The organism is Pedobacter sp. WC2423 (genome assembly GCF_040822065.1).
In the GTDB taxonomy this organism is placed as follows: Bacteria; Bacteroidota; Bacteroidia; order Sphingobacteriales; family Sphingobacteriaceae; genus Pedobacter.
The window spans coordinates 3076387-3099890 of sequence record NZ_CP162005.1 but is presented as its reverse complement, the minus strand read 5'-3'; the positions used below and the strand labels follow the sequence as shown (position 1 = coordinate 3099890).

Annotated in this window: 24 protein-coding genes and 1 tRNA gene; 19 read left to right on the top strand and 6 right to left on the bottom strand. The window is 37.3% G+C overall.

What is annotated here, in order from left to right:
- Positions 1-19: 19 nt before the first annotated feature.
- Both AB3G38_RS12735 and AB3G38_RS12730 read left to right on the top strand, forming a co-directional pair.
- The gene (locus AB3G38_RS12735) at positions 20-484 is read left to right on the top strand and encodes a redoxin domain-containing protein (RefSeq protein WP_068406752.1); all 465 of its coding nucleotides are present in this window, start codon (positions 20-22) and stop codon (positions 482-484) included.
- A 105-nt stretch (positions 485-589) separates the two neighbouring features.
- Positions 590-663: transfer RNA gene (locus tag AB3G38_RS12730), tRNA-Arg, on the top strand.
- A 162-nt stretch (positions 664-825) separates the two neighbouring features.
- Here the strand turns inward: AB3G38_RS12730 and AB3G38_RS12725 are convergent.
- Positions 826-1038, bottom strand: a complete 213-nt coding sequence (locus AB3G38_RS12725) for a hypothetical protein (protein WP_367864286.1) — start codon at positions 1036-1038, stop codon at positions 826-828.
- A 737-nt stretch (positions 1039-1775) separates the two neighbouring features.
- Here AB3G38_RS12725 and AB3G38_RS12720 point away from each other — a divergent pair.
- From AB3G38_RS12720 to AB3G38_RS12705, 4 genes are all read left to right on the top strand, one after another.
- Positions 1776-3224: an ATP-binding protein gene (locus tag AB3G38_RS12720; RefSeq protein WP_367864285.1), complete on the top strand. Its 1449-nt coding sequence runs from the start codon at positions 1776-1778 to the stop codon at positions 3222-3224.
- Between the two features lie 480 nt (positions 3225-3704).
- A complete protein-coding gene (locus AB3G38_RS12715) occupies positions 3705-4106 on the top strand; it encodes a hypothetical protein (protein WP_367864284.1) in 402 nt (133 codons plus the stop codon).
- A 68-nt stretch (positions 4107-4174) separates the two neighbouring features.
- Positions 4175-4339: a hypothetical protein gene (locus AB3G38_RS12710; protein WP_367864283.1), complete on the top strand. Its 165-nt coding sequence runs from the start codon at positions 4175-4177 to the stop codon at positions 4337-4339.
- Positions 4340-4446: 107 nt separating this feature from the next.
- Positions 4447-6153, top strand: a complete 1707-nt coding sequence (locus AB3G38_RS12705) for a hypothetical protein (protein ID WP_367864282.1) — start codon at positions 4447-4449, stop codon at positions 6151-6153.
- A 312-nt stretch (positions 6154-6465) separates the two neighbouring features.
- Here AB3G38_RS12705 and AB3G38_RS12700 read toward each other — a convergent pair whose 3' ends face one another.
- On the bottom strand, positions 6466-6879 hold the full coding sequence (locus AB3G38_RS12700) for a DUF1348 family protein (protein ID WP_367864281.1): 414 nt from the start codon (positions 6877-6879) through the stop codon (positions 6466-6468).
- A 115-nt stretch (positions 6880-6994) separates the two neighbouring features.
- On the bottom strand, positions 6995-7537 hold the full coding sequence (locus AB3G38_RS12695) for a TetR/AcrR family transcriptional regulator (protein WP_367864280.1): 543 nt from the start codon (positions 7535-7537) through the stop codon (positions 6995-6997).
- Between the two features lie 138 nt (positions 7538-7675).
- Here AB3G38_RS12695 and AB3G38_RS12690 point away from each other — a divergent pair, with 138 nt between their 5' ends.
- From AB3G38_RS12690 to AB3G38_RS12665, 6 genes are all read left to right on the top strand, one after another.
- Positions 7676-8233, top strand: coding sequence for a TetR/AcrR family transcriptional regulator (locus AB3G38_RS12690; RefSeq protein ID WP_367864279.1), 558 nt, complete (start codon positions 7676-7678; stop codon positions 8231-8233).
- 46 nt (positions 8234-8279) lie between these two features.
- Complete coding sequence (locus AB3G38_RS12685) at positions 8280-9515, top strand: MFS transporter (RefSeq protein ID WP_367864278.1); 1236 nt, start codon at positions 8280-8282, stop codon at positions 9513-9515.
- A 348-nt stretch (positions 9516-9863) separates the two neighbouring features.
- Positions 9864-10433, top strand: a complete 570-nt coding sequence (locus AB3G38_RS12680; protein ID WP_367864277.1) for an adenylate kinase — start codon at positions 9864-9866, stop codon at positions 10431-10433.
- Positions 10434-10510: 77 nt separating this feature from the next.
- Complete coding sequence (gene obgE / locus AB3G38_RS12675; RefSeq protein WP_183868759.1) at positions 10511-11533, top strand: GTPase ObgE; 1023 nt, start codon at positions 10511-10513, stop codon at positions 11531-11533.
- Between the two features lie 486 nt (positions 11534-12019).
- The gene (locus AB3G38_RS12670; protein WP_367864276.1) at positions 12020-13558 is read left to right on the top strand and encodes a SulP family inorganic anion transporter; all 1539 of its coding nucleotides are present in this window, start codon (positions 12020-12022) and stop codon (positions 13556-13558) included.
- A 19-nt stretch (positions 13559-13577) separates the two neighbouring features.
- On the top strand, positions 13578-14492 hold the full coding sequence (locus AB3G38_RS12665) for a bestrophin family protein (protein WP_367864275.1): 915 nt from the start codon (positions 13578-13580) through the stop codon (positions 14490-14492).
- Between the two features lie 1028 nt (positions 14493-15520).
- Here the strand turns inward: AB3G38_RS12665 and AB3G38_RS12660 are convergent.
- The 3 genes from AB3G38_RS12660 to AB3G38_RS12650 form a co-directional block, all read right to left on the bottom strand.
- The gene (locus tag AB3G38_RS12660) at positions 15521-15970 is read right to left on the bottom strand and encodes a hypothetical protein (RefSeq protein ID WP_367864274.1); all 450 of its coding nucleotides are present in this window, start codon (positions 15968-15970) and stop codon (positions 15521-15523) included.
- Positions 15971-16107: 137 nt separating this feature from the next.
- Complete coding sequence (gene map / locus AB3G38_RS12655; protein ID WP_367864273.1) at positions 16108-16866, bottom strand: type I methionyl aminopeptidase; 759 nt, start codon at positions 16864-16866, stop codon at positions 16108-16110.
- Positions 16867-16978: 112 nt separating this feature from the next.
- Positions 16979-17665, bottom strand: coding sequence for an XRE family transcriptional regulator (locus tag AB3G38_RS12650; protein ID WP_367864272.1), 687 nt, complete (start codon positions 17663-17665; stop codon positions 16979-16981).
- Positions 17666-17930: 265 nt separating this feature from the next.
- Between AB3G38_RS12650 and kbl the strand changes: the two genes are divergently transcribed.
- The 7 genes from kbl (at position 17931) to AB3G38_RS12615 (ending at position 23486) form a co-directional block, all read left to right on the top strand.
- Positions 17931-19121 (top strand): glycine C-acetyltransferase, encoded by a 1191-nt coding sequence (gene kbl / locus AB3G38_RS12645; protein WP_367864271.1) that lies wholly within the window; start codon positions 17931-17933, stop codon positions 19119-19121.
- Positions 19122-19252: 131 nt separating this feature from the next.
- The gene (gene pheS / locus AB3G38_RS12640; protein ID WP_367864270.1) at positions 19253-20290 is read left to right on the top strand and encodes a phenylalanine--tRNA ligase subunit alpha; all 1038 of its coding nucleotides are present in this window, start codon (positions 19253-19255) and stop codon (positions 20288-20290) included.
- 9 nt (positions 20291-20299) lie between these two features.
- The gene (locus tag AB3G38_RS12635; RefSeq protein WP_367864269.1) at positions 20300-20725 is read left to right on the top strand and encodes a hypothetical protein; all 426 of its coding nucleotides are present in this window, start codon (positions 20300-20302) and stop codon (positions 20723-20725) included.
- Positions 20725-21300 (top strand): TetR/AcrR family transcriptional regulator, encoded by a 576-nt coding sequence (locus tag AB3G38_RS12630; protein ID WP_068406893.1) that lies wholly within the window; start codon positions 20725-20727, stop codon positions 21298-21300. The genes AB3G38_RS12635 and AB3G38_RS12630 overlap by 1 nt, the downstream gene beginning before the upstream one ends.
- Before the next feature lie 102 nt (positions 21301-21402).
- A complete protein-coding gene (locus AB3G38_RS12625; RefSeq protein ID WP_354302931.1) occupies positions 21403-21519 on the top strand; it encodes a phenylalanyl-tRNA synthetase subunit alpha in 117 nt (38 codons plus the stop codon).
- A 147-nt stretch (positions 21520-21666) separates the two neighbouring features.
- Entirely contained in the window at positions 21667-23082 is a 1416-nt protein-coding gene (gene rlmD, locus AB3G38_RS12620) for a 23S rRNA (uracil(1939)-C(5))-methyltransferase RlmD (protein ID WP_367864268.1), read from the top strand.
- Between the two features lie 5 nt (positions 23083-23087).
- Entirely contained in the window at positions 23088-23486 is a 399-nt protein-coding gene (locus tag AB3G38_RS12615; protein ID WP_367864267.1) for a hypothetical protein, read from the top strand.
- The last annotated feature ends 18 nt before the right edge of the window (positions 23487-23504 follow it).

Genomic DNA, 23504 nt, shown 5'->3' with positions numbered 1-23504 from the left:
CAACTAACATATATTCAAAATGGGATTACAAATAGGCGATCAGGCTCCGGATTTTAAATTATTCAGCTCAGATTTAAAAGAGACATCATTAGCTGATTTCAAAGGAAAGAAATTAGTGTTACAGTTTTTCCCAATGGCTTTTACTGGTACGTGCACTACTCAGCTTTGTACAATGAGAGATAGTTTTGGTTTTTACCAGGGAATGAATGCTGAAGTATTAGGTATTTCTGTGGATTCACCTTTTACCCTGGCTAAATTTAAAGAAGAACAGTTCTATCAGTTCCCTTTATTATCGGATTTTAACAAAGAAACATCGACGGCTTACCAGTCAATTTATGAAGAATTTGTCTATAATTTGAAAGGTGTATCCAAAAGAGCTGCTTTTGTGATCGATGAAGAAGGAAAAATTATTTATGCTGAAGTTTTAGAATCGGCTGGTGATCTTCCTGATTTCGATGCAATTAAGAAAGTTGTAGAGGGATAGTAGGGGAAGACGCTTTATTTATTTGAATATTTATTTGAAAAAAGTTTTGAATTTCAAATAGAAATACTACTTTTGCAATCCCAAAGCGATACAGAATTGGGAAATGCATTTGTAGCTCAATTGGATAGAGCATCTCACTACGGATGAGAAGGTTTGGGGTTCGAATCCCTACAAGTGCACTGAAAGCCTTAGAGAAATCTAAGGCTTTTCTTATTTATGGTATTTGATATTTTTTGAGTTCAAAGCAGATGGTTACGATTCTTTAATCAACTAATTACTTCCTGATTTATAGTTCAATTTATCCTTATTAAACGCTCCTGAATACTTTGATAAGAGATCGGTCAACGCTTCAGCGGAATTCTCAAGGGGAGGAAAGATCCTGATTTTTCCAGGCTGGCTACTTTGACGAAAGTGCTCTGATGCCTTTGGGCTTCCATTGTTTGTTTCCTTTTGCCCGGTACAGAACTTTTGAAATAACCTGTACTCCAAACTGCTGCTTTAAAAATGAAATCGCCCAGGATTCCCTTTGAAAATTTACCCGTTAAACTTCCCATAATAAATAAATGCCTTTCCACCAATGTAAGCTATTAGCGTTAAAGATTATCCTGATGCGTAAAAAATGTCCGTAATTGTCCGCAGCTGTCTGCAATTGTCCGCAGCTGTCTGCAATTGTCCGCAGTTGTCCGTGAGTTAGTCAAAGGGAAAATTATAATTTCATTAATCTTCAACTAGTTATGGTTTGGTTGTGCCTGAGTGGTGGTCGGGGTGACACCAGGTTGTAAACGGGCTGTAAGCATGGCAGGTCTAAGTCATTTCAACTAGTTGTTTTGACTTAGAGTTGCCATGCTCTCGCGTTACTTTAGCACTGCTCTTACCCTAACGAGTACCCGACCAGTACCCGGACAGTACCCGGCCGATATAGCTTTATGATTTAGCTATTTTGAATTTATTTACGAACAGCCCGGCCTTATTTTCCCTGAACCATTCCCATGCAAATTGAAAGCTTTCAGCGCAACTTCCAGAGGCATAAGAGCATCCGTGACAGCAAAGACTTTCTGTTTAGCGTGTCAAAATTTATGCTTAAAAAAGAGCCTGCTCTCCGAGTTTATGACTTGATCCATTTAAAAGGTGTATGGAATATACTTCGTATTCAATTTCAGCGATTTTTTATCAATTTCAATTAAATAAGAAAATTTAAGTAGTTATATTTTCTTATTTGCTCATTAATACTAAAAATAGATAGTTTCGAATCTGCTTATTTTTGTTTTTTTTTGGTTAAATAAATGTTTTTATGAAAGTTTCTAGCTTTATTCCTTCGGAGAAAATTATAGAACGGTTACATTATGAAAATCCCTGGTGGGTTTCTAAACAAGTGCATTCTGTCTATAAATCGATGCAAAAACGGCTTTATTTTGATTTGTTTTATCCTTTTGTAAAAGAAAAAGATATTCGTAGAGCAGTTGTTCTAATGGGACCAAGGCGTGTAGGGAAAACTGTATTGATGTTTCATGCTATTGATGAGCTGATAAAAGAAGGAGTAAATCCTCAAAAAATATTTTTTGTTGGTATCGATAACCCAATTTATTTGAGTTTGAGTTTGGAAGATTTACTTTTCTTAGGGAGAGATGCTGTTAAACTTCAAAATTTGGATGGATGTTATGTGTTTTTTGATGAAGTACAATACTTAAAAGATTGGGAACGTCATTTGAAGGTATTGGTAGATTCTTATCCCAATACTAAATTTATAGTTTCGGGTTCAGCAGCAGCAGCATTAAGGTGGCATAGTACAGAAAGTGGTGCCGGGAGATTTACTGATTTTATGCTGCCCCCTTTAACATTTCAGGAATACATCTACCTGAAAAATATGGATCACCTGGTATCTGAAGGAGAAATTGAATATGGAAGACGCAAGGTTCCATACACCTTGACACACGATATCAAAGCTTTAAATCATGAGTTTATTAATTATTTGAATTTTGGAGGTTATCCTGAAGTGGTTTTATCAGAAAAGATTCAAGGTGATATGGGACGATATATTAAAAATGACATCGTAGATAAAGTACTTTTAAGAGACTTACCAAGTCTTTATGGTATTAAAGATGTACAGGAACTCAATCGTTTTTTTACATATATAGCCTATAATACTGGTAACGAATTTTCTTATGAAACTATGTCCAGAGAAAGTGGAATACCTAAAGATACGTTGAAAAAATACCTGGAATATCTGGAGTCTGCTTTTTTAATTAAAGTTTTAAATAAAGTAGATATCACTGCAAAGCGTCTAAAAAGAGTAACAAGTTTTAAAGTATATCTGACTAATCCATCGTTAAGAACAGCTCTATTTTCTCCTATAACTGAAACGGATGCCGAAATGGAAAATATGGTAGAAACGGCCATATTGTCTCAATGGATGCATAGGGACAATATGGATTTGAAGTATGCAAGATGGAAAGATAAAAAAGAAGGAGAAGTTGATCTTGTTCTTTTGGACGATAAGAAATTCAAACCACTTTGGGGTATGGAGATCAAATGGAGTAACCGTTATTTTGAAAAGCCTCAGGAATTGAATAGTCTAATTCAATTCTGTCAGGCAAATGACTTCAAAAGTGCATTAGTAACCTCTATTGATAAGCAAGGTGTTAAAGATATAGGTGATTTACATTTCACTTTTGTTCCCTCTTCTTTGTACGCATTTAATATTGGTGAAAATACGCTTAAAATGAAAAGTACTGCTTACTAATGAGTAAACAGAAAAGTATGATTTCATGTAACCTGTCAAACTCACAGTTTACTGTCAGATACATATAGTTACAAAAATATCCTTTAAGAAATTGTAACCCGTATTTATAGGGAATTCAGACTGTCATGAAAATTTAATACCGGTATAAGGGGTTCGATTGTAGCATTACGAGACTGAAAGCCTTAGAGAAATCTAAGGTGTTTTTGTTTTCAGGGGTTTTGGGAAATCCATAATATTTTCCTCGATTTGCTTAACCTTGCAGATAAGTCATCAATTTGGGTGAGTATATTCTTCTGATCACTTGTTAAATGTAGATTTTGTGAATTGTTTAGTTTGTAGGTAAAAAAATGTTGCAAAGATGTACGAACAAACGGGAACACCTAAAAAGGTTTTTGATGTCATTTGGACAGTGTTGTTAAAATTCGGGCGGAAGAATTGTCGTATATTGTACACGTTAATCTGCAATCCCAATACTTATAGATGAAGCACCTTTTAAAGGTCTGTTTGGCAGTATTTTTTATTTGTATTACCAAACAGAGCCCTGTATTGGGGCAAGAAACTAACGCGTATTACTTTCAGCAGTTTGATAACCGGAATGGTTTATCAAACAGTGCTGTTAATAGGGTATTTCAGGATAAAGATCAATTGTTATGCATCGGAACCTGGGACGGCTTGAATATGTATGATGGTACGGAGTTCCGGATCTTCAATCACAATACCGAAAATCACGGAAACGGAATTGGTAACAATGTAATCCAGGATATCAAAGAAGATAAAAATGCTAACATATGGATTAGTACGGTTGGTGGAATTACCCGTTTTGAAAAGGATACGGGTAAATTTTATCAATATTTTACAATCTCAATATCAAACGAAGCATAACCGAAAAGGAATATAAATTGGTTGTTTCAGGAGATGGAACTGCTTTCTGCTATAGTAAAACATATGGTTTGAGCAGGTTTGACAGGCAGACCAATCAGTTTAAGCAAATGAAATCTGCGGATGGGTTTAACGCAGTTGTCAAAATCGAAAGCGGAAAAGGCAATGTCATCTGGGCACTGCAAAATGATGGTCAACTGTCCTTATTTAAAGCAGGAAGTAGCGGTATAGATTAGATCCGGAGTATAAAAGCCAATATCCAGATCGATAACCGAAAGTTTGAGCAGTGTTATCAATCCAAATCATTCAGTAGTTTAGTAAATACATAAAATAACCCGATATTATGAAATTTAAACTGATATCCTTCTTTACCTTATTTTTATTTACGTTTTCCCAGGCTCAGGTTAAACAAGTTAATATCAGTCGTGTTGACGCAATGGCCAATCTGCCTCAACCGCTCCAAATTATAGATTGGAAAGCTATGGCGCTTAAATTTGACCGCACCGTATATGATTTCAACGCTAAAGGGAAATATTGGCCAATGGTTTGGATAGACAGTACTGGCAAAAACTTTAAGGAACCGACCTTAGGGATGTATACCGCTGTTGGAGATGTGAGACAAGGCTTACAGCATAATAAAGGCATGTTTCATGAAGCGCTGGCCAATATGGGCGGGGTTTTAGGCGCTACGCTGGTCGGAATCGATAAAAGCAAACAACAGGGTTTAAATTATGTGGGGATGCTGCGGAATTATTTCAATAAAGATACCGGATGGGATATTATGATGAACAATACCGCGCCTGAAGTTGCTTTATTGGGTGGTGGTTACGGTCGCGATTGGTGGTACGATGTGTATCCCAATGTGTTGTTTTATGCAGTTTATGACAAATACCCTGCAGAGCCTGGTTTTGAAATGATGGCCAGAAGCATCGCAGAGAAATTTTATAAGGCCGATTCCGTTTTGAACGGCAATTACAAATATTCCTATTTTGATTATGGAAAGATGAAACCCATGTCTACACATATCTGTGCCCAACCGGACGCAGCTGCCGGACATGCATACGTTTTGTATTCAGCCTATAAAAAGTTTGGTGATCCACGTTACTTGAAAGGTGCAATAAGTGCCATGAAGGCTCTGGAAAGTGAAAAGATCAATCCTACTTATGAACTGCTGATGCCTTTTGGTGCTTATGTAGCGGCCAGGATGAATGCAGAACAAGGAACTAATTTTGATATTGCCAAAATGCTGAACTGGACGTTTGACGGAACTGCAGTTTGCAGAGCGGGTTGGGGCTTTCTGGTCGGAAACTGGAATGGTTTTGACATTTCCGGAACCGTGGGCAGCACTGTAGATCATGGCGGGTACGCTTTTTTAATGAATACTTTTGATGCAGCATGGCCATTAGTATCTATGGTGAGGTATAAACCAGCGTATGCAGATGCCATTGGTAAATGGATGTTGAACGCAGTCAATGCATCCCGTCTTTTTTACCCTCAGTATATGCCTGAAGCGCATCAAACTTTACCTGGTTTAGCAGCAGTGACCAAAGGTGTAATTGCTTATGAAGGTTTTGCCAAAGCATCTACTTTTGATACCTTGTATCAGTCTTTGACAGCACCATTGGCACAAGGTGACGGGCCAAAGTGGGTTCCTGGTCAAAATCCAGAGGTTTCGCAGTTTAGTGTATATGGAAGTGGGCATGTTGGGATTTTTGGTAGCATTGTTAAAGAAACCGAGGTGAAAGGTATTTTAAGTTTGGATTTACTGGCTACCGATTTCTTTAAACAAGATGCCTATCCGACACATTTATTTTATAATCCTTACCCTGCATCTAAAAACATTTCGTTCAAAGTTGCCCAGGCGAAATCAGATGTTTACGATCTGGTAGCTCAACGCTATGTGGCGCGTAATGTGTCTAAAGCGGTTAATGTGACTATTCCAGCACTAAAATCAGTTGTTTTGGTAAGTGTTCCTGCTCAGGGTAAAATGCAGGTTAAAAATAAACGTTTAGTTATCAATGGCGTAATCGTTGATTACAATTACAAATAATTTCATTTTCTGATTAAAAAAAAGAGGATGTATTATTATTGAAATTGAAGTGAACCCCAAAAGTCACACAAAAACTTTTGGGGTTCAATCAAAAGATGAACATCCTCTTTTTTGTTTTCATGAATTTATTCTATTAAGATTTAGCATTGTAAAATTAGCCTCTTCTTAAGCCTTTGTCATTAGAGACCATCCATTAGAATTGCTTAAACATAATTTTCAGGATATAGCTGGTAATGCATAAAAATCGTTTTCTTTGAAAAAATAGCCCTGAATTTCTATAAAGCAATTGATGTATTGAATTTTTTAGTGCGTCTAAAATAACTTTCTGTCTTTCTCCTCAATTTGAATATTGTTGATAGCAGCAAACCTCTTCTGCATCAGGCCATCCGCATTGAATTCCCAGTTTTCATTGCCGTAAGCACGATACCATTGCCCTGATTCATCATTAAATTCATATTCAAATCTAACCGCAATTCTATTGTCTGTGAAAGCCCAGAGTTCCTTTTTAAGTTTATAATGCTGTTCTTTTTTCCATTTGTCTGTAAGGAAACTGACTACTTCCTGACGTCCATTTATGAATTGATCACGATTGCGCCATTCTGTATCTATTGTATAGGCCAGAGATACGCGTTCAGGATCTTTACTATTCCATGCATCTTCAGCATTTTGTACTTTAAGTATTGCTGTTTCCTGAGTGAATGGAGGTAATGGGAATTTCTTTTCCATGGTTTTATTGATTTAATACGTTTGAAGATAGACCGATCTGTCTGTGTTTGACAGTACAAATGTATGAGTATTATTCATAAAACAGACAGATCGGTCTATTTTGTTTTTATTACAATCAAAGCAATGTTTTTATAATTTTTTTTGACTGAATAACTGGCCATTGATCTCTGTAAAGATGGCTTTCCAGCATAGAGGATTCAAATAAAAGGTAAATGTGATCTTTTAACAATTGACCTTGTTCAGGAAATATGCCGGCCAGATAATCGCGTAAATTCTGTTTGTGGTGCTGAATAATAGTATAGATAGTTTGATCAGCCGGACTGATTTCCGAAAGTATATTCATAAAGGCACAACCTCTAAAGTCTTCCTGATCATTCATGCTGATCAGAAAATCAAATGCCGCCATCAATTTTTCTTCAGGATCAGTTAACTCTTCAGTGAATTTCATCAAGGCATCAAACCAGTACTTGTGACGGAAATTAAGGAAGGCAATGCATAGCTCTTCTTTAGATTGATAATGCATATACAAGCTTGCGCGTGCAACTTCAGCCTCCTTGATAATCTGATTGATACCAGTAGCATTATAACCTTGAGTATAGAAAAGTCTGGTTGCTGTTTCCAGTATCCTTGTTTTAGGGTCAGCTACTTTTTGTTTCATTTCACAAAACTAAAGCTTATAATTTAAAAAAGAACTGATAATTAGCATAAGCTATGGCTTCTTGAATGATTAAATGTATTAAAAATGGAATATATATTCCATTTTTAATACATTTGTAATCTCAATGAACAATTTTATATGAATAAAAGAGAGCAAATATTGAATGCCACGTTGAAATTAATAGTCCAGAAAGGTATTGAATCAACTCCTATGTCAGAAATAGCCAAAGCAGCAGACACAGGAATGGGGGCTATATATAATTACTTCCCTAATAAAGAATCTCTGGTCAATGAATTATACTTCTATTTAAAGACCAAAGAATCATCTATAATCGCTGAAGGATACGATGAAAATCTTTCAGTTAAACAAAGATTCGTTTATTTATGGAAGAAAATGATTACATATTTCCTGTCTGAGCCTTTAGATTTCATGTTTTTAGAGCAATTCTATTATTCCCCTGCAATTGATCCGAAAGCTAAGCATCATGGAAGTTTATACCTCAAAGACCTTGATCAGGTTTATCTCGATGGTCAAAAACAGCAACTCATGAAAGATGGAGACATTAAAGAATGGATAGGCTTTACAAGTGGATCTCTCGTGTCGCTGGTCAAACTGCACCATAGTAATTATATCGCACTCAGAGAAGAAACCATCGATAATTATATCCAGGCAGCCTGGGATGCGGTAAAAAACTAAATTCATTTAAAAGGAATGTTTATTCCATATTAAGTAGTTTATATCAATGAAAAATAAAATAGCTTATATCGGCTGTCTTAGCCTGATCGGCATGATTACAACTGAATTTGGGGTAATTGGAATACTTCCTCAGGTAGCTGATTATTATCAGATCAGTATTGATAAAGCGGGTATGTTATTAAGCGCCTATGCAATGATTGTTGCGCTGGCCGGCCCTTTTATGACGATGTTTGCATCTGGTTATAACCGTAAATATCTGATGGCTTTAACCATGTCTATATTCCTGTTTACCGGGGTCATATCATCCTTAGCACCTCCATTCTGGCTGTTAATGCTCGTGAGAGTTTTACCCGCCTTCCTTCACCCGGTATTAGTTTCAACTGCTGTTGCAGCAGCAACTACGCATGCAGACCGGAAAGACGCGCATAAAATGATGGCTATTGTAATAGGAGGGATCGGAATCGCTACGATTACTACTGTACCATTTGCAACTTATATTGCCGGATTGTTTAATAACTGGCAATCTTCCTTTATGGTACAGGCTGTGATTAGTTTAGCAGTACTTATGGCAATTATAGCGCTTCTTCCATCCATGCCGGTTGCGGAGAAAAAATCATATAGTTCACAGCTCCGGATCTTAAAAAAACCTGTTTTTATTGCCAGTTCCCTATTTGCATTTTTGATGATCGGATCAATTTTTAGTACCTACAGTTATTTTGCTGATTATCTAAGCAAAGTTAATGGAATGGATGAGCAGACAATTAGTCTGATGCTTTTACTATTCGGATTAACAGGTGTTCTGGGTAACTATATTGCAGGTAAATTATTAACAAAAAATATCACCCGGATAACCGCAATTTTTCTGATCGCATTAATCGTGATTACTGTACCCATCTATTTTTCAGGACCTATGTCTGTGGCTACAGTACTCCTTATAGCGGTGTGGGGATTCATACAAACTCCATGTTTTCTGACTTCCCAGGCCTACATGATAGAGACTGCGCCAGAAGCACCTGAATTTGCAAATAGTATATCAATTTCTTTTGGGAACCTCGGTATTTCAATTGGAACAGCTATCGGTGGATTTTCCATTGCTGCACATGGAATACATAGTACACCCTGGGTCATGCTTGCTTTTGGAGGAGCGGCTTTATTCATGATGCTGGTTAAAAGAATGCTGGAGCCTGCTGAGCCACAAAATCAGCTAATGATTCCTCATAAAGCAGAAGTTAGGGAAGATAATCAGAGGGCTAATACACAGCAGTATTTTGAAAAAAAGTAAGTATAGTAAATTAATAATTATATATTTGCAGCCTTGAAAAGATTTAAAGTTACTTGTAATAAAGAGGAGAAATTTTCTTTTTAATGGCACTGAATTCTTCTGAAGGAAAATAGTCAATTGGAACAAAAGGCTCGTCTTTTTGGCTAAGGCTGATTTATAACTTAAACCTTTTCTTGTTTGTTCAGTGCTTTTACTGAAGATATAGTCAGGGATTAATGTGATTTAAATTAACAAAAATAAATAAATTGTTTTCAGTGGTTAAATCTCTTTTTTTTAGAAGCTAATATAATCAACTGAAAAGCCTTAAGCAAATCGCGGAAAGGCTTTTAAATTTTAAAGACAACCCAAATGCTAAATTTTGTTCTCTTTGGCCCACCGGGTGCAGGTAAAGGCACTCAATCACAAAAATTGATTGATCGTTATCAATTGATACATATTTCTACAGGTGATCTTTTTAGAGCACATATCACTAATCAAAGCCAACTTGGTAAACAAGTAAGTGCGCTTATAGCAGACGGACAGCTTGTCCCGGATGAGATTACGATTGCTATGCTGGAAGAAGAAGTAGATAAGAATCCTGATGCTAAAGGATTTATCTTTGACGGTTTCCCGAGAACAGTAGCTCAGGCAGCAGCATTAGATGAATTTTTGGTAAGTAAAGGAAGTTCTATCGCAGTTGTAATTGCACTGGACGTTGACCAGGTTGAACTGACAAAACGGATTGCCGAACGTCAGAAGTTAACCAACAGAGTTGATGATCATGCAGACAAGTTACAAAAGCGTATTGATGAGTATTTCAGCAAAACAGTTCATGTTTTGCCATATTATGAAGCACAGAACAAATTAAGAAAAGTAAATGGCATAGGCCAGATCGATGAGATCTTTGCTGAACTATGCGAAGTGCTTGATAAATATTAATTAAAATAATATAATGAATAGCGGGACGGATGTAAGTTCTTCCCGCTATTTTTATTAGTAAGAAAAAATAAAAGGTTATGTCACAGGGTTCGAATTTTGTAGATTATGTTAAGATATGCTGCCGTTCAGGAAAAGGAGGGTCAGGATCTTCGCATTTACACCGTGATAAGATGACCTCAACAGGTGGTCCGGATGGTGGTGATGGTGGTAGAGGCGGACATATTATTCTGAGAGGAAACGCACAGTTCTGGACCCTTTTACACTTAAAATATCGCAAGCATATTCTTGCTACTGATGGCGGACCTGGTTCAAGTTCTACCAGTACAGGTAAATCTGGTAAAGATGAATACCTTGATGTTCCTCTGGGAACTATTGCTAAGGATGCTGAAACTGGAGAAGATCTTTTTGAAATTACCGAAGACGGACAAACTGAAATCCTGACAGCAGGAGGTAGAGGAGGTCTTGGAAACTGGCATTTTAAAACTTCTACACTGCAAACACCACGTTTCGCACAACCTGGAGAATCAGGTACCGAACAATGGGTGGTACTTGAATTAAAAGTTTTGGCTGACGTTGGTTTAGTTGGATTTCCTAATGCTGGAAAATCTACTTTACTTTCAGTCGTATCAGCTGCTAAACCTGAAATTGCTGATTATCCTTTTACAACGCTTGTCCCTAACTTAGGTATTGTATCTTACCGTGCGAATAAATCGTTCGTCATGGCTGACATTCCTGGTATTATTGAAGGTGCGTCAAAAGGAAAAGGTTTAGGATACCGTTTCTTGCGTCATATCGAACGTAACTCCGTTCTTTTATTTATGGTTCCTGCCGATACTAACAGAACGATCACAGAAGAGTACGAAATTCTTAAATCAGAATTGCTCGACTACAATCCTGAGTTAATGCAAAAACCTCATCTATTAGCTATCACTAAATCTGATATGCTGGATGAAGAGTTGGTTGCAGAAATTAAAAAAGATCTTCCTGCAAATATTCCTTCTGTATTTATTTCTTCAGTTGCACAAAAAGGGCTTGTTGAGTTAAAGGATATGATTTGGCAGGCGATTGATGCAGATCAGACCTCTCCTTTACCAAAATAAATTTTCTGATTTTTGTTGAATTATTTGTTATTATTCTTAATTATTTTTAAATTGGGGTTAACAATCAGTGCCTTACCATTTGCTCTTCTAATTCTTCCGCTTCTCATTCAGAATAGAATTTCTCCTGCAAATCAGAATAGGCACAGGTTTTGCACATCTTCAATTTAAATTTTTAATGTATGGATAAGAGATCATTTTATTTCCTTTTTACAGTATTAGCTGCTTCGATGCTTATTTTAGGAACTTACAAAGTTACCAAGAAAAAAAATCACAACCCGAATACACATAATGAGTCTGGTAAAGTTATAAAGTAAAACCTGCCATTAAAAAATAGCAGGTTTACTCCATAGCATAATATCGCTATTGAAGGACAAAAACTCATTTCTGAGCAATATAATTTGTCTTCTATAATTTCTCGTGCTTTTACTTAATCTTGAAGAGCTATTGGCTGATCATTTTAATTTTATTGATTAGCTTTGACCGATAATGATGTCAAAACTAAATCTTTTCGATTTTACCAAAAAGATTGATTATAAAGTAGAAATTCTTGCTGGTTTAACGGTCGCCATGACCATGATACCCGAATCCTTATCCTTTGCTATTCTTGGTGGATTTCCGCCCCTGGCAGGTTTATACGCTGCCTTTATCATGGGGTTGTTTACAGCTGTTTTTGGTGGCAGGCCAGGTATGGTTTCAGGAGGCGCTGGTGCTACAGTAATTGTATTGATTGCCCTGATGAAATCTCATGGAATAGAATACGTCTTTGCTGCGGTTGCATTGGCTGGAATATTTCAAATCCTGGTAGGAATCTTTAAGCTGGGTAAATTTATCAGGCTTGTTCCTCAGCCAGTAATGTTTGGATTTGTAAATGGCCTTGCCATCATCATCTTTATGTCGCAGATAGAACAGTTCAAAACTGTAATCAATGGACATCAGGCATGGCTTTCAGGTAATCCGCTTTGGATTATGCTTGGTTTGGTTACTTTGACTATAGCCATTGTTATTTTATTGCCTAAATTAACTAAAGCTGTTCCTTCTTCACTTGTTGCTATAATCGTTGTATTTATCATCGTATTAACCTTAGGCATTGATACTAAGATTGTAAGAAATATTGCTGCGGTAAGCGGTGGTTTTCCTCCCTTTCATATTCCTTCGGTACCCTTTAACCTGAATACGCTAAGTATTATCTTTCCATTTGCACTAATTATGGCAGGTGTAGGATTGACAGAAGGATTGCTTACACTGAACCTTGTAGATGAAATTACAGAAACAAAAGGAAACAGCAGTAAGGAATGTATCGCGCAAGGTGGTGCTAATATGCTGAACGGTTTCTTTTTTGGAATGGGAGGTTGCCCGATGATTGCGCAAACACTGGTTAATCTTTCAGCAGGATCAAGGGCCCGTTTGTCGGGAATCATTGCTGCCTTTACTATTCTGATCATCATTATCTGGGGCGCACCAATTATTGAAAGAGTACCCATGGCCGCATTGGTGGGGGTAATGATTATGGTTGCAATAGGTACTTTTGAGTGGATGAGTTTCAGGATTATAAACAAAATGCCTAAGCAGGATATTTTTGTAGGGATCATGGTTGCTGGAATTACAGTTTGGTTGCATAATCTGGCATTGGCCGTGTTGATTGGGGTGATTCTTTCAGCGCTCTTTTTTGCCTGGGATAATTCTAAACGTATACGTGTCAAAAAATATACAGATCAGTCAGGAGTGATGCATTACGAACTATTTGGCCCTTTATTTTTTGGATCAGTTACTACGTTCACTGAACTGTTTGATATTTCTTCAGATCCGGAGCATGTAGTTATAGACTTTAAAGAAAGCAGGATAGCTGATATGTCTGCCATAGATGCGATTCATAAATTAACAAAAAGGTATTTTGAAGCTCACAAGACTTTGCAATTGCGGCATCTGAGTGCAGATTGCAGGAACTTATTACAAGATGCAGCAACCGTAATTGAAGTTAATATTCTGGAGGATCCGAATTACTTCATTGCAACAGATAGAAAATAGAATATTAAAACCGGAACATATGATCATCAGGAAAAAGGAAAACTGGCTAAGAATGCTTTTCATCTGGAAAGGATCTGTGTTACCTCAGATTCTCTTTCGATTGTTGCTTTTATTATTCATCTCCATTGTCATCGTCTATTTCCGGGGTTCATTTTTTAATTATAAAATACAGCTGAATCCAGGACCATTTACACTTTTTGGAATTGCACTGGCTATCTTCTTTGGTTTCAGAAACAATGTTAGTTACGATAGGTTTTGGGAAGGCAGGAAGCTGTGGGGATCCTTATTGAATACCTCACGCTCTCTAACGCGGCAAGCACAGACTCTTGTTCAAACAGAGGATGCTAAAGAGGTCAATACTTTTGTAGACCTGCTGATTTCATTTACTTACGCACTAAAGCATCAATTACGCCATACAGATGCTACAAATGATATTGCTGAAATATCAGGTGAAAATTTGGCGGATAAATTGAAACCCGCAGTTTATAAACCTGCTATGCTGATCAAAGAAATGGGGCTCTGGGTAAAAAAGCAGAGATTAAAAGGTGAGTTCGATTCCATTCTAACTGTTAGTTTCGATCAGAATTTAAGTGAATTGTCCAATATTTTAGGGGGATGCGAGCGAATAGCGAGTACACCGATCCCATATACTTACAAAGTACTGCTCCATCGTACTGTTTATATCTACTGTTTCTTATTGCCATTCGGTTTTGTAGATAGCTTAGGCTGGATGATGCCAGTTATAGTTTCTTTTATAGCTTATACTTTTGTTGCTTTAGAAGCTGTAGCAGATGAGCTGGAAGATCCCTTTGGATCAGAGCCAAATGATCTTGCGCTGAATTCACTTTGCAGGGTAATAGAAAATACTTTACTGGAACTTTCTGACCGTGACCTTAAAACACCAACTCCTGAAAAGGATTATATATTGAATTAATGTCATTACGCGCTGTTTTTGTGTAATAATCATAATAATTGGTTTTGAGCAGCGTTTAATTTTAAGATTTCCTGTGGTAATTGCGATGTATTGTTAAAAATTGTTAATTAACAGAAGGAAACTGATTGTTTTTGCGATATTTGAGTAGTAAACAGGTCATTTTAGACCTCGTAATCATACGGATTCGTTCATAATCAGGTTAGTCAGTGGTTATTTCCCCTTTAATACAGAAGAAATAAGTGTTTTATTAAACTGGCTCAATTTTTATATAGATAATAATGTGTATCTGTTTCAGATACAGAAAAGAAAAACCCGTTCATACAGGTTTATATTTGGTTAGAAAAGGGATGTGTCTGGATGGAACATCCCTTTCTTGTTTTTAAGATATTTATATTGCTGTTTGTCTTATACCCTCGCGCTAAGTTTAGGAATGCTAATTATATATCAGTTTGTAACTTGTTCTCGATTACGAATTTTTTAGCATCTTCCATATTAGTTGGATAAGCAATTACTCTATAGTCCTTATAAACATGGTGAAAAAGGAATCCATGATCAACAAGGAACTTTGACAACTGCCATTGTTTTAAGTCATCACGTCTGGGAGGGCGGAATTTATGATTAAGAACTATTGTTTGCAACCCACACTCTGGGCAGGTCAGGTTTACATTTGCAGGCTCATACTCATATAGGCTAAAAGCTTTACGACACGAAAAGCAAACTTTTTTATGCCCCATGATCAACGTCTTTAAATTACAAAGTTAAACGAAAAGAGCCACACATCGCGGCTCTAATATATATGCATGATAATAATTTATAAACAAGTGACTAATCCATCTCTTTTAAGGTTTAAGCCGCTTTTCTGTGGAAGGGGTAATTTTGGAAATGCCATTATTTATTATAAGTAACAGTATTTAATACTGAATTTTATCCATTAGTTAATTGATGGTGTTCTTGGTTTTTATTTATACAAATTTCTACAGCTGCCAGCCTATAAGGAATTTTTCTGGATGGAACATACCTTTCTGTTTTTACTCCTCTTCTAAGCTAATACCCAATTTTCCTGCTATAGCTACAATATCTTCTTCACCCATATCTTCGCTGACCTCCTGATCTTTTTCAACAGCAATACTTTCTCCCTCATCAGTTATGATCTCGCCATCTTCGGTTAAGAAGATCCGGTGCTTATCTCCCTGGAAATAACTAAAACCATAACTTGCCGAAGCTGTCTGTATAGTAAATGTGTATACCGCAGTATCCAGTTCCTGTGACAGCTCTCCAATCAGATCGTCCTCGACTACATAAACCATTTCTTCGTCCGCGATTAAAGTCCAGTCATTTTCATACTTTGCTGTTGCTGATAATTCTTCCAGGACTTCCCGGTCATCTACCCCGTCAAAATAATTTAAAATAGCAGCTGCCTTTTCTAAATGATCAAGATGATTTCCTTTAATAGCGATTATTGCCTTTGAAAAACCCATAATTTTCTGATTAAATTCTTTCGTTATTTTTCTCTCAAGATAAAAGAAGTATTCTTAATTAATACTGAAAGTCCATAAAAAAAGGATGTATCCTTAAAGAATACATCCCTACATGTCTAAAGACCTGAATATTGTAATTATATTTTATTGGCGCTGGTCAGAATTTCAGGAACTCCGTCTGTTACTAATATCGTATGCTCATGCTGTGCTACAAAGCCACCTTTATTTCCTTTCAATGTCCAGCCATCAGCCTGTTCAATGGCCATGCTTGAAGTTGTAGCGATAAAAGTTTCTATGGCAACCGTTGAATTTTTCTTAAATCTTTGCGTATTGTATTTATCGTAGCAGTTCAAAATACAATCAGGAGCTTCATGCAGACTGCGTCCAACCCCATGACCAGCTAAATTACGGATCACAGTAAAACCATGTTTCCTCGCTTCAGTTTCTATTAACCTGCCAATATCGGCAATCTTAACACCACCCTTAATTTTGCTGATTGCTTTGTAAAGGATATCTCTCGAAGCATCTACTAACGGCTGATGATTATTTATATCTTCTCCCAATACAAAAGAGCCACCATTGTCGGCCCAGAAGCCATCAAGTTCGGCAGATACATCTATATTGATCAGATCACCATTCGCAAGTATTTTTTCTTCCGATGGAATACCATGAGCAGCCTCATTATTAATACTGATACAGGTCCATCCCGGAAATCCATAAGTTAATTTTGGAGCTGAATCTGCACCATAACCAGCTAATATTTTTCCTCCGAATTCATCCAGCTCTTTGGTTGACATCCCTGGCTGAGCGAATTCACGCATTTGTCTGAGTGTATTTGCAACCGCATCACTTACCCGTTGCATTCCTAATAATTCATCTGCTGATGTGATTGACATATAGTCGTATATTTTAGTTAACAGTATACCGATGCCTGCAAAGATACAATAATTCTCTGCGAAGACCAGAGGGGCAATTGTCCCATAAACAGCCGCAGCAACAAATCATAGCTTACAACTGATTTCTGGTGATTTTTCCTTTAACAATGAATAAGCGGTTAATCGCTTGTTTATCCAGGATTGTATCTCCTTTATAAGCCTCGTTGGCTGCACGCAGTATAATCTTACCTGGTGTATCATGCTCAAATAACAATTTTACAGTAGTAATGTTGTTCGCACTTTCGTCTGCCATAATTAAATAAGCTTCTCCCCATTGGATAATGTCTTTGTTGACGACTTCTCTGATGGCAATTATTTCTCCGCTTGAATATTTTGGGACCATACTGTCACCATAGACAGGCAGATAGGCATCACAATCATTAAAAGGGCGGAAATTTACATAATACTCCGGCTTTTCTTTTAAAAAGTTAAGCTCTCCGGATGAGAAATCTGAAGGATTAACATTAATATAAGGCACACCTTCCTCAGGTTCCGCATTTAAATTGTTTGTCTCTTTGAGCAGCTCATCTATTGAATATATTTTTCCCACACCAGTGGCCAGCCAGCTTTCATTGATATGATAATACCTGATCACATCTTCTGATAGCCTTTTACCTATCATTCTCGAGCCATTTTCTATAGGCGAAAAGTTGTTTACGTGTTTAGCTATCGGGCTATAGAATTCCTGAAGCGTCATTTTCTTTGCTAACCGGATTTCTTTCAATCTGGGTCCGAAATGTTGTCTTTGATTATCAGTCATTTATCTAATTGGGATAATTAATTTTTAATTTATTGCAGATTGTAAAGTTAAGATAAATTATCCTTACTTTATAATTTATTGCAAGATAAGAAATAAAATTCTTTTAAAGTATGCTATCTGAATTATTATTTAAACATTATTGTTAATTTAACCACGAAACAGTTCTTATTCCGGTTTTTAATAGCAAACAGGGGAGAAGACTAAAATTAAACGGCTTCTAAATTGATATTTTTATAACTTTGGATGCATCAAATAACTAGCATATATGTATAAAACACTGCAACCTGTTCTTCAGCAGGAATTAGAACAAATAGAAAAAGACGGATTATACAAACGGGAAAGAGTAATCATCACTCCTCAGGGAGCCGATATCAAAGTAAGTACTGGTCAGGAAGTGGTGAATTTTTGCGCCAATAACTACCTGGGATTGTCTTCAGATCCAAGAGTAACTGCTGCTGCGAAAGCTGCAATTGATAAATATGGTTATGGAATGTCTTCTGTCCGCTTTATCTGTGGAACTCAGGATGTACATAAAGAATTAGAGCAAAAACTATCTGAATTCTTAGGTACTGAAGATACTATATTATATGCAGCAGCTTTTGATGCGAATGGAGGAGTCTTTGAACCTTTGTTTAACGATCAGGATGCGATTATCTCTGACGAACTGAATCACGCTTCTATTATTGACGGTGTGCGTTTATGTAAAGCAAAACGTTTCCGTTATAAACATAGTGATATGGCAGACCTGGAAGAGCAGTTAAAAGCAGCAGCTTCCTGCCGTCACCGTATTATCGTTACAGATGGTGCATTCTCGATGGATGGAACCATTGCACAATTAGATAAGATTTGTGATTTAGCAGATAAATATGAAGCGCTGGTGATGATTGATGAGTCTCACTGTTCCGGATTTATGGGGAAAACGGGAAGAGGAACTCATGAACACTGTGGCGTAATCGATAGAATAGATATTATTACAGGTACTTTAGGTAAAGCACTGGGTGGTGCTTCAGGAGGTTTTACAGCAGGGAAAAAAGAAATTATTGATATGCTCCGTCAGCGTTCAAGACCTTATTTATTCTCTAATACGCTGGCTCCTGCAATTGCAGGTGCTTCAGTTGCGGTATTGGAGCTGTTAAATGAAAGTACAGCACTAAGAGATAAATTAGAGCACAATACACTTTATTTCCGTCAGAAAATGACAGAAGCAGGGTTTGATATCAAAGAAGGTATTCACCCGATTGTGCCGGTAATGTTATATGATGCTAAACTTGCACAAGAATTTGCAGCAAAAATGCTGGAAGAAGGAATTTATGTAATTGGATTCTACTATCCTGTTGTTCCACAGGGTAAAGCGCGTATCAGAGTACAGCTTTCTGCCGGACATGAACAACACCATTTAGACAAAGCAATTGCTGCTTTTATTAAAGTAGGTAAAGAATTAAAAGTAATCTCTTAGTCTATTCTATATTAACTAAAGATCAGCCGCCATTCCTGTTCATGGAATGGCGGTTTCTTGTTTTAGCGTCAAAAATAATTCGCATCTGCCCGTTATTAAGATATTAATGAAATAGCTGTATATTTGGCATTATGTTGCAAGCTAAGATTACAGAATATACTACGGAAATAAATGCTTTTTCTACAGAAAACGCAGACGAATTAGAACAGTTCAGAATAAAATTCCTTGGAACAAAAGGAATTATTAAAGATATTTTTGATGAATTTAAGGCTGTTTCTCCTGAAGAGAAGAGAACGCTCGGAAAGGTACTAAACGAGTTCAAACAACTTGCAGAAGCAAAGTACCAGACACTTAAAGAACAGGACGCTGCAGAACTGACCAGAAAAGATGCTGGCTTGGATCTGACACTTCCTGGTGCAGGCTTTGAAGTTGGTGCCCGTCACCCGCTGGCCTTAGTCAGAAGAGAGATTGTTGATATTTTCAGCAGACTTGGATTTGTGGTGGCCGAGGGGCCTGAAATAGAAGATGACTGGCATAATTTTTCTGCCTTAAATTTTCCTGAAGAACACCCCGCAAGAGATATGCAGGATACCTTTTTTATCAAAAAAGGAGGAGAGCACGGAGATATCGCATTGAGAACACATACTTCTTCTGTACAGGTGAGAATGATGGAAGCTGGGAAACCGCCTTTCAGAGCATTAATGCCAGGTCGTGTTTACCGTAATGAAGCTATCTCTGCCAGAGCACATTGTTTCTTCCACCAGGTAGAAGGATTGTACGTAGATGAGAATGTATCATTCGCAGATTTAAAACAAACCCTGTTCTATTTTGTACAGGAATTATATGGGGAAGGTACTCAAGTACGTTTCCGCCCTTCTTATTTCCCTTTTACAGAACCTTCTGCGGAGATGGACATTTCTTGTACCATTTGTAAAGGAGCAGGCTGTCAATTGTGTAAATATAGCGGTTGGGTAGAGATATTGGGTTGTGGTATGGTAGATCCTAATGTATTGGAAAACTGTGGTATTGACAGTAAAAAATATAGCGGTTTCGCATTCGGTATGGGTATCGAACGTATTGCAAACTTAAAATTTGAGATCAAAGATTTACGCTTATTCTCAGAAAACGATCAGCGCTTCCTGAAACAATTTAAAACTTCGTTGATTTAAGACCTATCTATGAGAAAAATTGCAGGCCTTCTTTTAGTGCTTTTTTTATTTTCCGCGTGTGGAAAGCAAACCAATCTGGTGCCTAATGTAGGTGTTGATATTATTGGTTTCTTTACCCCGTCGCAGTTATCAGAGCTGAAAGCAAAGGGTGCAATTTTAATTGATGGTGGGGTTGCAGGGGTGATTATCGCCTACAATGTAAGTCTTGATGGTAGTGGAAGCTATAGTTATAAAGCCTATGACCGTTGCAGTACTGTAAATCCTGAAAACAGATGCGCAGTGACCATAGAAAATCCCTATAATGTAGTCGATGCATGCTCAGGTGCAAAATTCTCGCTGATAGACGGTACCCCAACAAAAGCACCTGCTAAAGCAGCATTGAGAACATATAATATAACCATTTCAGGAAATAACAGTTACCGAGTCACTAATTGATGGAACCAGAAAAAATTAAAGAGAGCATCATTAGAGCTGCCAAAGAACTATTCAGGAAATATGGTTATCATAAGACCAGCGTAAATGAGATTGCAAAAAAGGCAAGAATAGCCAAAGCAACCATTTATAAATATTTTGAAAGTAAGGAACAAGTATTAGATGCTATTCTGATGGATTATCTTGACCTTAATTTACATGAAATATTAAAAAACAAAGCACAGTTTGTTGACGAAGAAGAACACCTGAAGGCATTGGTTATGAAAACCTGCCGGCTTACCTATACCGTTTGCAACGAATTTATCGGGTGGGATTTTGTCAGGGAAAATGCCAATTCACAAGAATTCCTGAAACATCTTTCAGACCAGCTGGAATCCTTACTGCTTTCCGCCTACCTGGGCCTGGATCATTTCAAAAATAATCCATCCAGAAGAGAAGGGCTTGCATTTTTATTGAAAGCAAGTAAAAGTATAGTCTTCTCTTTCGCCTTTACCTCTGTAAGCGACTCAGATGTTCGTAAAAACTTTGTCAGCTTCCAAAAAGAAATGCTGCCCTTTCTGGTTAAGGCCGCGCTTTAGACCCACTGTATAAATTGTTGACAATTTGTTAATATCAATCGTGTATACCAATTTGGTTTTCGGTATATAAACCTCTATATTTACTTTGTAACATCATTTACAATGAGCAAAGAGGTTTTAGAAATTACCATTCTGGTAGAAGAGAAATTCGATGTCAGCTTTAACCTTGACGGAGGCCTTTTAGGAATTATCCTGAAGGTTTTCGGAATTGGGAGCTGAACAGTCAATTTCACCACGCTGATGGGTATAATTATATCCAGATAAAATCCCTGTGCCCTGATTATCCATTGTAAATTTATCATCTTACTATTCAGGAAGCTAAAAAAAATAGGAACTGTTAAATACAAGTTTTAGCTTTGCAGCAGAATGAGTAGAAATAGAAAAGCTGGAACGGTTACCATCCTGCCCAATTTAAGTATAATTGATATTGCTGAAGAAGGCAAAGGAGTAGCCAAAGCAGATGAATTAGTTGTGTTTGTAGATAAAGCCGTACCAGGTGATATCGTTGATGTCAAAATCGTAAAAAAGAAAAAGAATTTTGCAGAAGCAGTCATTGAAACACTGCATACCGCTTCAGACCTGCGGACAGATCCATTTTGCGAGCATTTTGGTACTTGTGGAGGCTGTAAATGGCAACACATGCAATATGATGCACAACTGCACTTCAAACAAAAAAACGTTGAAGCAGCACTACAGCGTCTTGCAAAAGTAGATACTTCTTCAATGGAACCAATTTTAGGCTCTGCTGAAAACAAATATTACCGGAATAAGCTTGAATATACTTTCTCCAACAAACGCTGGTTAAATGCACAGGATATGACAGATCGTGACGATCTGGAAATGAATGCACTCGGTTTCCACGTTCCGTTACGTTTTGATAAAATTCTTGACATTCAGCACTGCTATCTGCAGGCAGAACCATCCAATACCTTAAGAAATGAAGTAAGAGCCTATGCCCTTAAAAATGACTTAAGCTTTTATGACCTCCGTAACCACGAAGGAAGCCTGAGAAACCTGATTATCCGTACCTCTTCTACAGGCGAAGTGATGGTTGTGGTTGTTTTTGCCTATGCAGAACCAGCGCAGGTGAACGGATTAATGGAGCACCTGAAAGTTAATTTCCCTGAAATAACTTCCCTGCTTTACATTCTTAATCAGAAAAAGAACGATACTATATTTGATCAGGATGTGATCACTTATGCAGGAAGAGACTATATCTTCGAAGAAATGAACGGCCTTAAATTTAAGATCGGAGCGAAATCATTTTACCAGACCAACTCACTGCAGGCACACGAACTTTATAAAATCACTAAAGAATTTGCAGGCTTTAAAGGCGATGAATTAGTTTATGACCTTTACACAGGAGCAGGAACAATCGCTAACTTTATTGCAGGCAGTGTAAAACAGGTTATCGGTATAGAATATGTACCAACAGCTATAGAAGATGCCAAATTCAACTCAGAATTGAATGGTATCGAAAACACTGTTTTCTATGCAGGTGACATGAAAGATATTCTGACTACAGACTTTATTACAGCACACGGTAAACCAGATGTGGTAATTACTGATCCGCCACGCGCAGGAATGCATACCGATGTAGTAGAAAGATTACTGGAAATGGAAGCAGAGAAAATTGTTTATGTAAGCTGTAACGCAGCCACACAGGCAAGAGATCTGGCTTTACTGAAAGAGAAATATGAAGTAAGCCGTATTAAACCGGTTGACATGTTCCCGCATACACAACACGTGGAGAACGTAGTTTTATTAAATCTGATCAAATAAATAACATGGATATAGAAGAGTTATTGCCTCAACAGCCTGAAGAAGGGAAAACTGAGAAAAAGGTTAGCCCGCTGGTTAGCCTGGAAAAGGATCTGGAACTTTATGCAGATTCTATCAGGGAGATTGCATTGGAGATTATTGCTGAAGGCGTATCTCTGAATCCGATATTTGTAGCCCACCAGCACACCGTATCCATAGGAGAGATGATCTTAAACAAAGAAGAACTGAATACCAATTGGAATATCCAGGCTTCGATGGTCGAAGAATTTATAGAAAAAGGCATCATCAAACCTGAGCTTAAAGAGCTCTTCCTGAAGAATTATAAAAAGCCAGAAGACTTTATGTGTGTATTTGTCATTGTTCCCGAAGGAGCTAATTTCATATACTACCCTTATAAAAAGTAATAAAAAACCCCTGGCCAA

Coding starts and splice junctions, on each gene's coding strand:
- AB3G38_RS12735 (WP_068406752.1), top strand. CDS start 20: ATGGGATTACAAATAGGCGATCAGGCTCCGGATTTTAAATTATTCAGC.
- AB3G38_RS12725 (WP_367864286.1), bottom strand. CDS start 1,038: ATGGGAAGTTTAACGGGTAAATTTTCAAAGGGAATCCTGGGCGATTTC.
- AB3G38_RS12720 (WP_367864285.1), top strand. CDS start 1,776: ATGAAAGTTTCTAGCTTTATTCCTTCGGAGAAAATTATAGAACGGTTA.
- AB3G38_RS12715 (WP_367864284.1), top strand. CDS start 3,705: ATGAAGCACCTTTTAAAGGTCTGTTTGGCAGTATTTTTTATTTGTATT.
- AB3G38_RS12705 (WP_367864282.1), top strand. CDS start 4,447: ATGAAATTTAAACTGATATCCTTCTTTACCTTATTTTTATTTACGTTT.
- AB3G38_RS12700 (WP_367864281.1), bottom strand. CDS start 6,879: ATGGAAAAGAAATTCCCATTACCTCCATTCACTCAGGAAACAGCAATA.
- AB3G38_RS12695 (WP_367864280.1), bottom strand. CDS start 7,537: ATGAAACAAAAAGTAGCTGACCCTAAAACAAGGATACTGGAAACAGCA.
- AB3G38_RS12690 (WP_367864279.1), top strand. CDS start 7,676: ATGAATAAAAGAGAGCAAATATTGAATGCCACGTTGAAATTAATAGTC.
- AB3G38_RS12685 (WP_367864278.1), top strand. CDS start 8,280: ATGAAAAATAAAATAGCTTATATCGGCTGTCTTAGCCTGATCGGCATG.
- AB3G38_RS12680 (WP_367864277.1), top strand. CDS start 9,864: ATGCTAAATTTTGTTCTCTTTGGCCCACCGGGTGCAGGTAAAGGCACT.
- obgE (WP_183868759.1), top strand. CDS start 10,511: ATGTCACAGGGTTCGAATTTTGTAGATTATGTTAAGATATGCTGCCGT.
- AB3G38_RS12670 (WP_367864276.1), top strand. CDS start 12,020: ATGATGTCAAAACTAAATCTTTTCGATTTTACCAAAAAGATTGATTAT.
- AB3G38_RS12665 (WP_367864275.1), top strand. CDS start 13,578: ATGATCATCAGGAAAAAGGAAAACTGGCTAAGAATGCTTTTCATCTGG.
- AB3G38_RS12660 (WP_367864274.1), bottom strand. CDS start 15,970: ATGGGTTTTTCAAAGGCAATAATCGCTATTAAAGGAAATCATCTTGAT.
- map (WP_367864273.1), bottom strand. CDS start 16,866: ATGTCAATCACATCAGCAGATGAATTATTAGGAATGCAACGGGTAAGT.
- AB3G38_RS12650 (WP_367864272.1), bottom strand. CDS start 17,665: ATGACTGATAATCAAAGACAACATTTCGGACCCAGATTGAAAGAAATC.
- kbl (WP_367864271.1), top strand. CDS start 17,931: ATGTATAAAACACTGCAACCTGTTCTTCAGCAGGAATTAGAACAAATA.
- pheS (WP_367864270.1), top strand. CDS start 19,253: ATGTTGCAAGCTAAGATTACAGAATATACTACGGAAATAAATGCTTTT.
- AB3G38_RS12635 (WP_367864269.1), top strand. CDS start 20,300: ATGAGAAAAATTGCAGGCCTTCTTTTAGTGCTTTTTTTATTTTCCGCG.
- AB3G38_RS12630 (WP_068406893.1), top strand. CDS start 20,725: ATGGAACCAGAAAAAATTAAAGAGAGCATCATTAGAGCTGCCAAAGAA.
- AB3G38_RS12625 (WP_354302931.1), top strand. CDS start 21,403: ATGAGCAAAGAGGTTTTAGAAATTACCATTCTGGTAGAAGAGAAATTC.
- rlmD (WP_367864268.1), top strand. CDS start 21,667: ATGAGTAGAAATAGAAAAGCTGGAACGGTTACCATCCTGCCCAATTTA.
- AB3G38_RS12615 (WP_367864267.1), top strand. CDS start 23,088: ATGGATATAGAAGAGTTATTGCCTCAACAGCCTGAAGAAGGGAAAACT.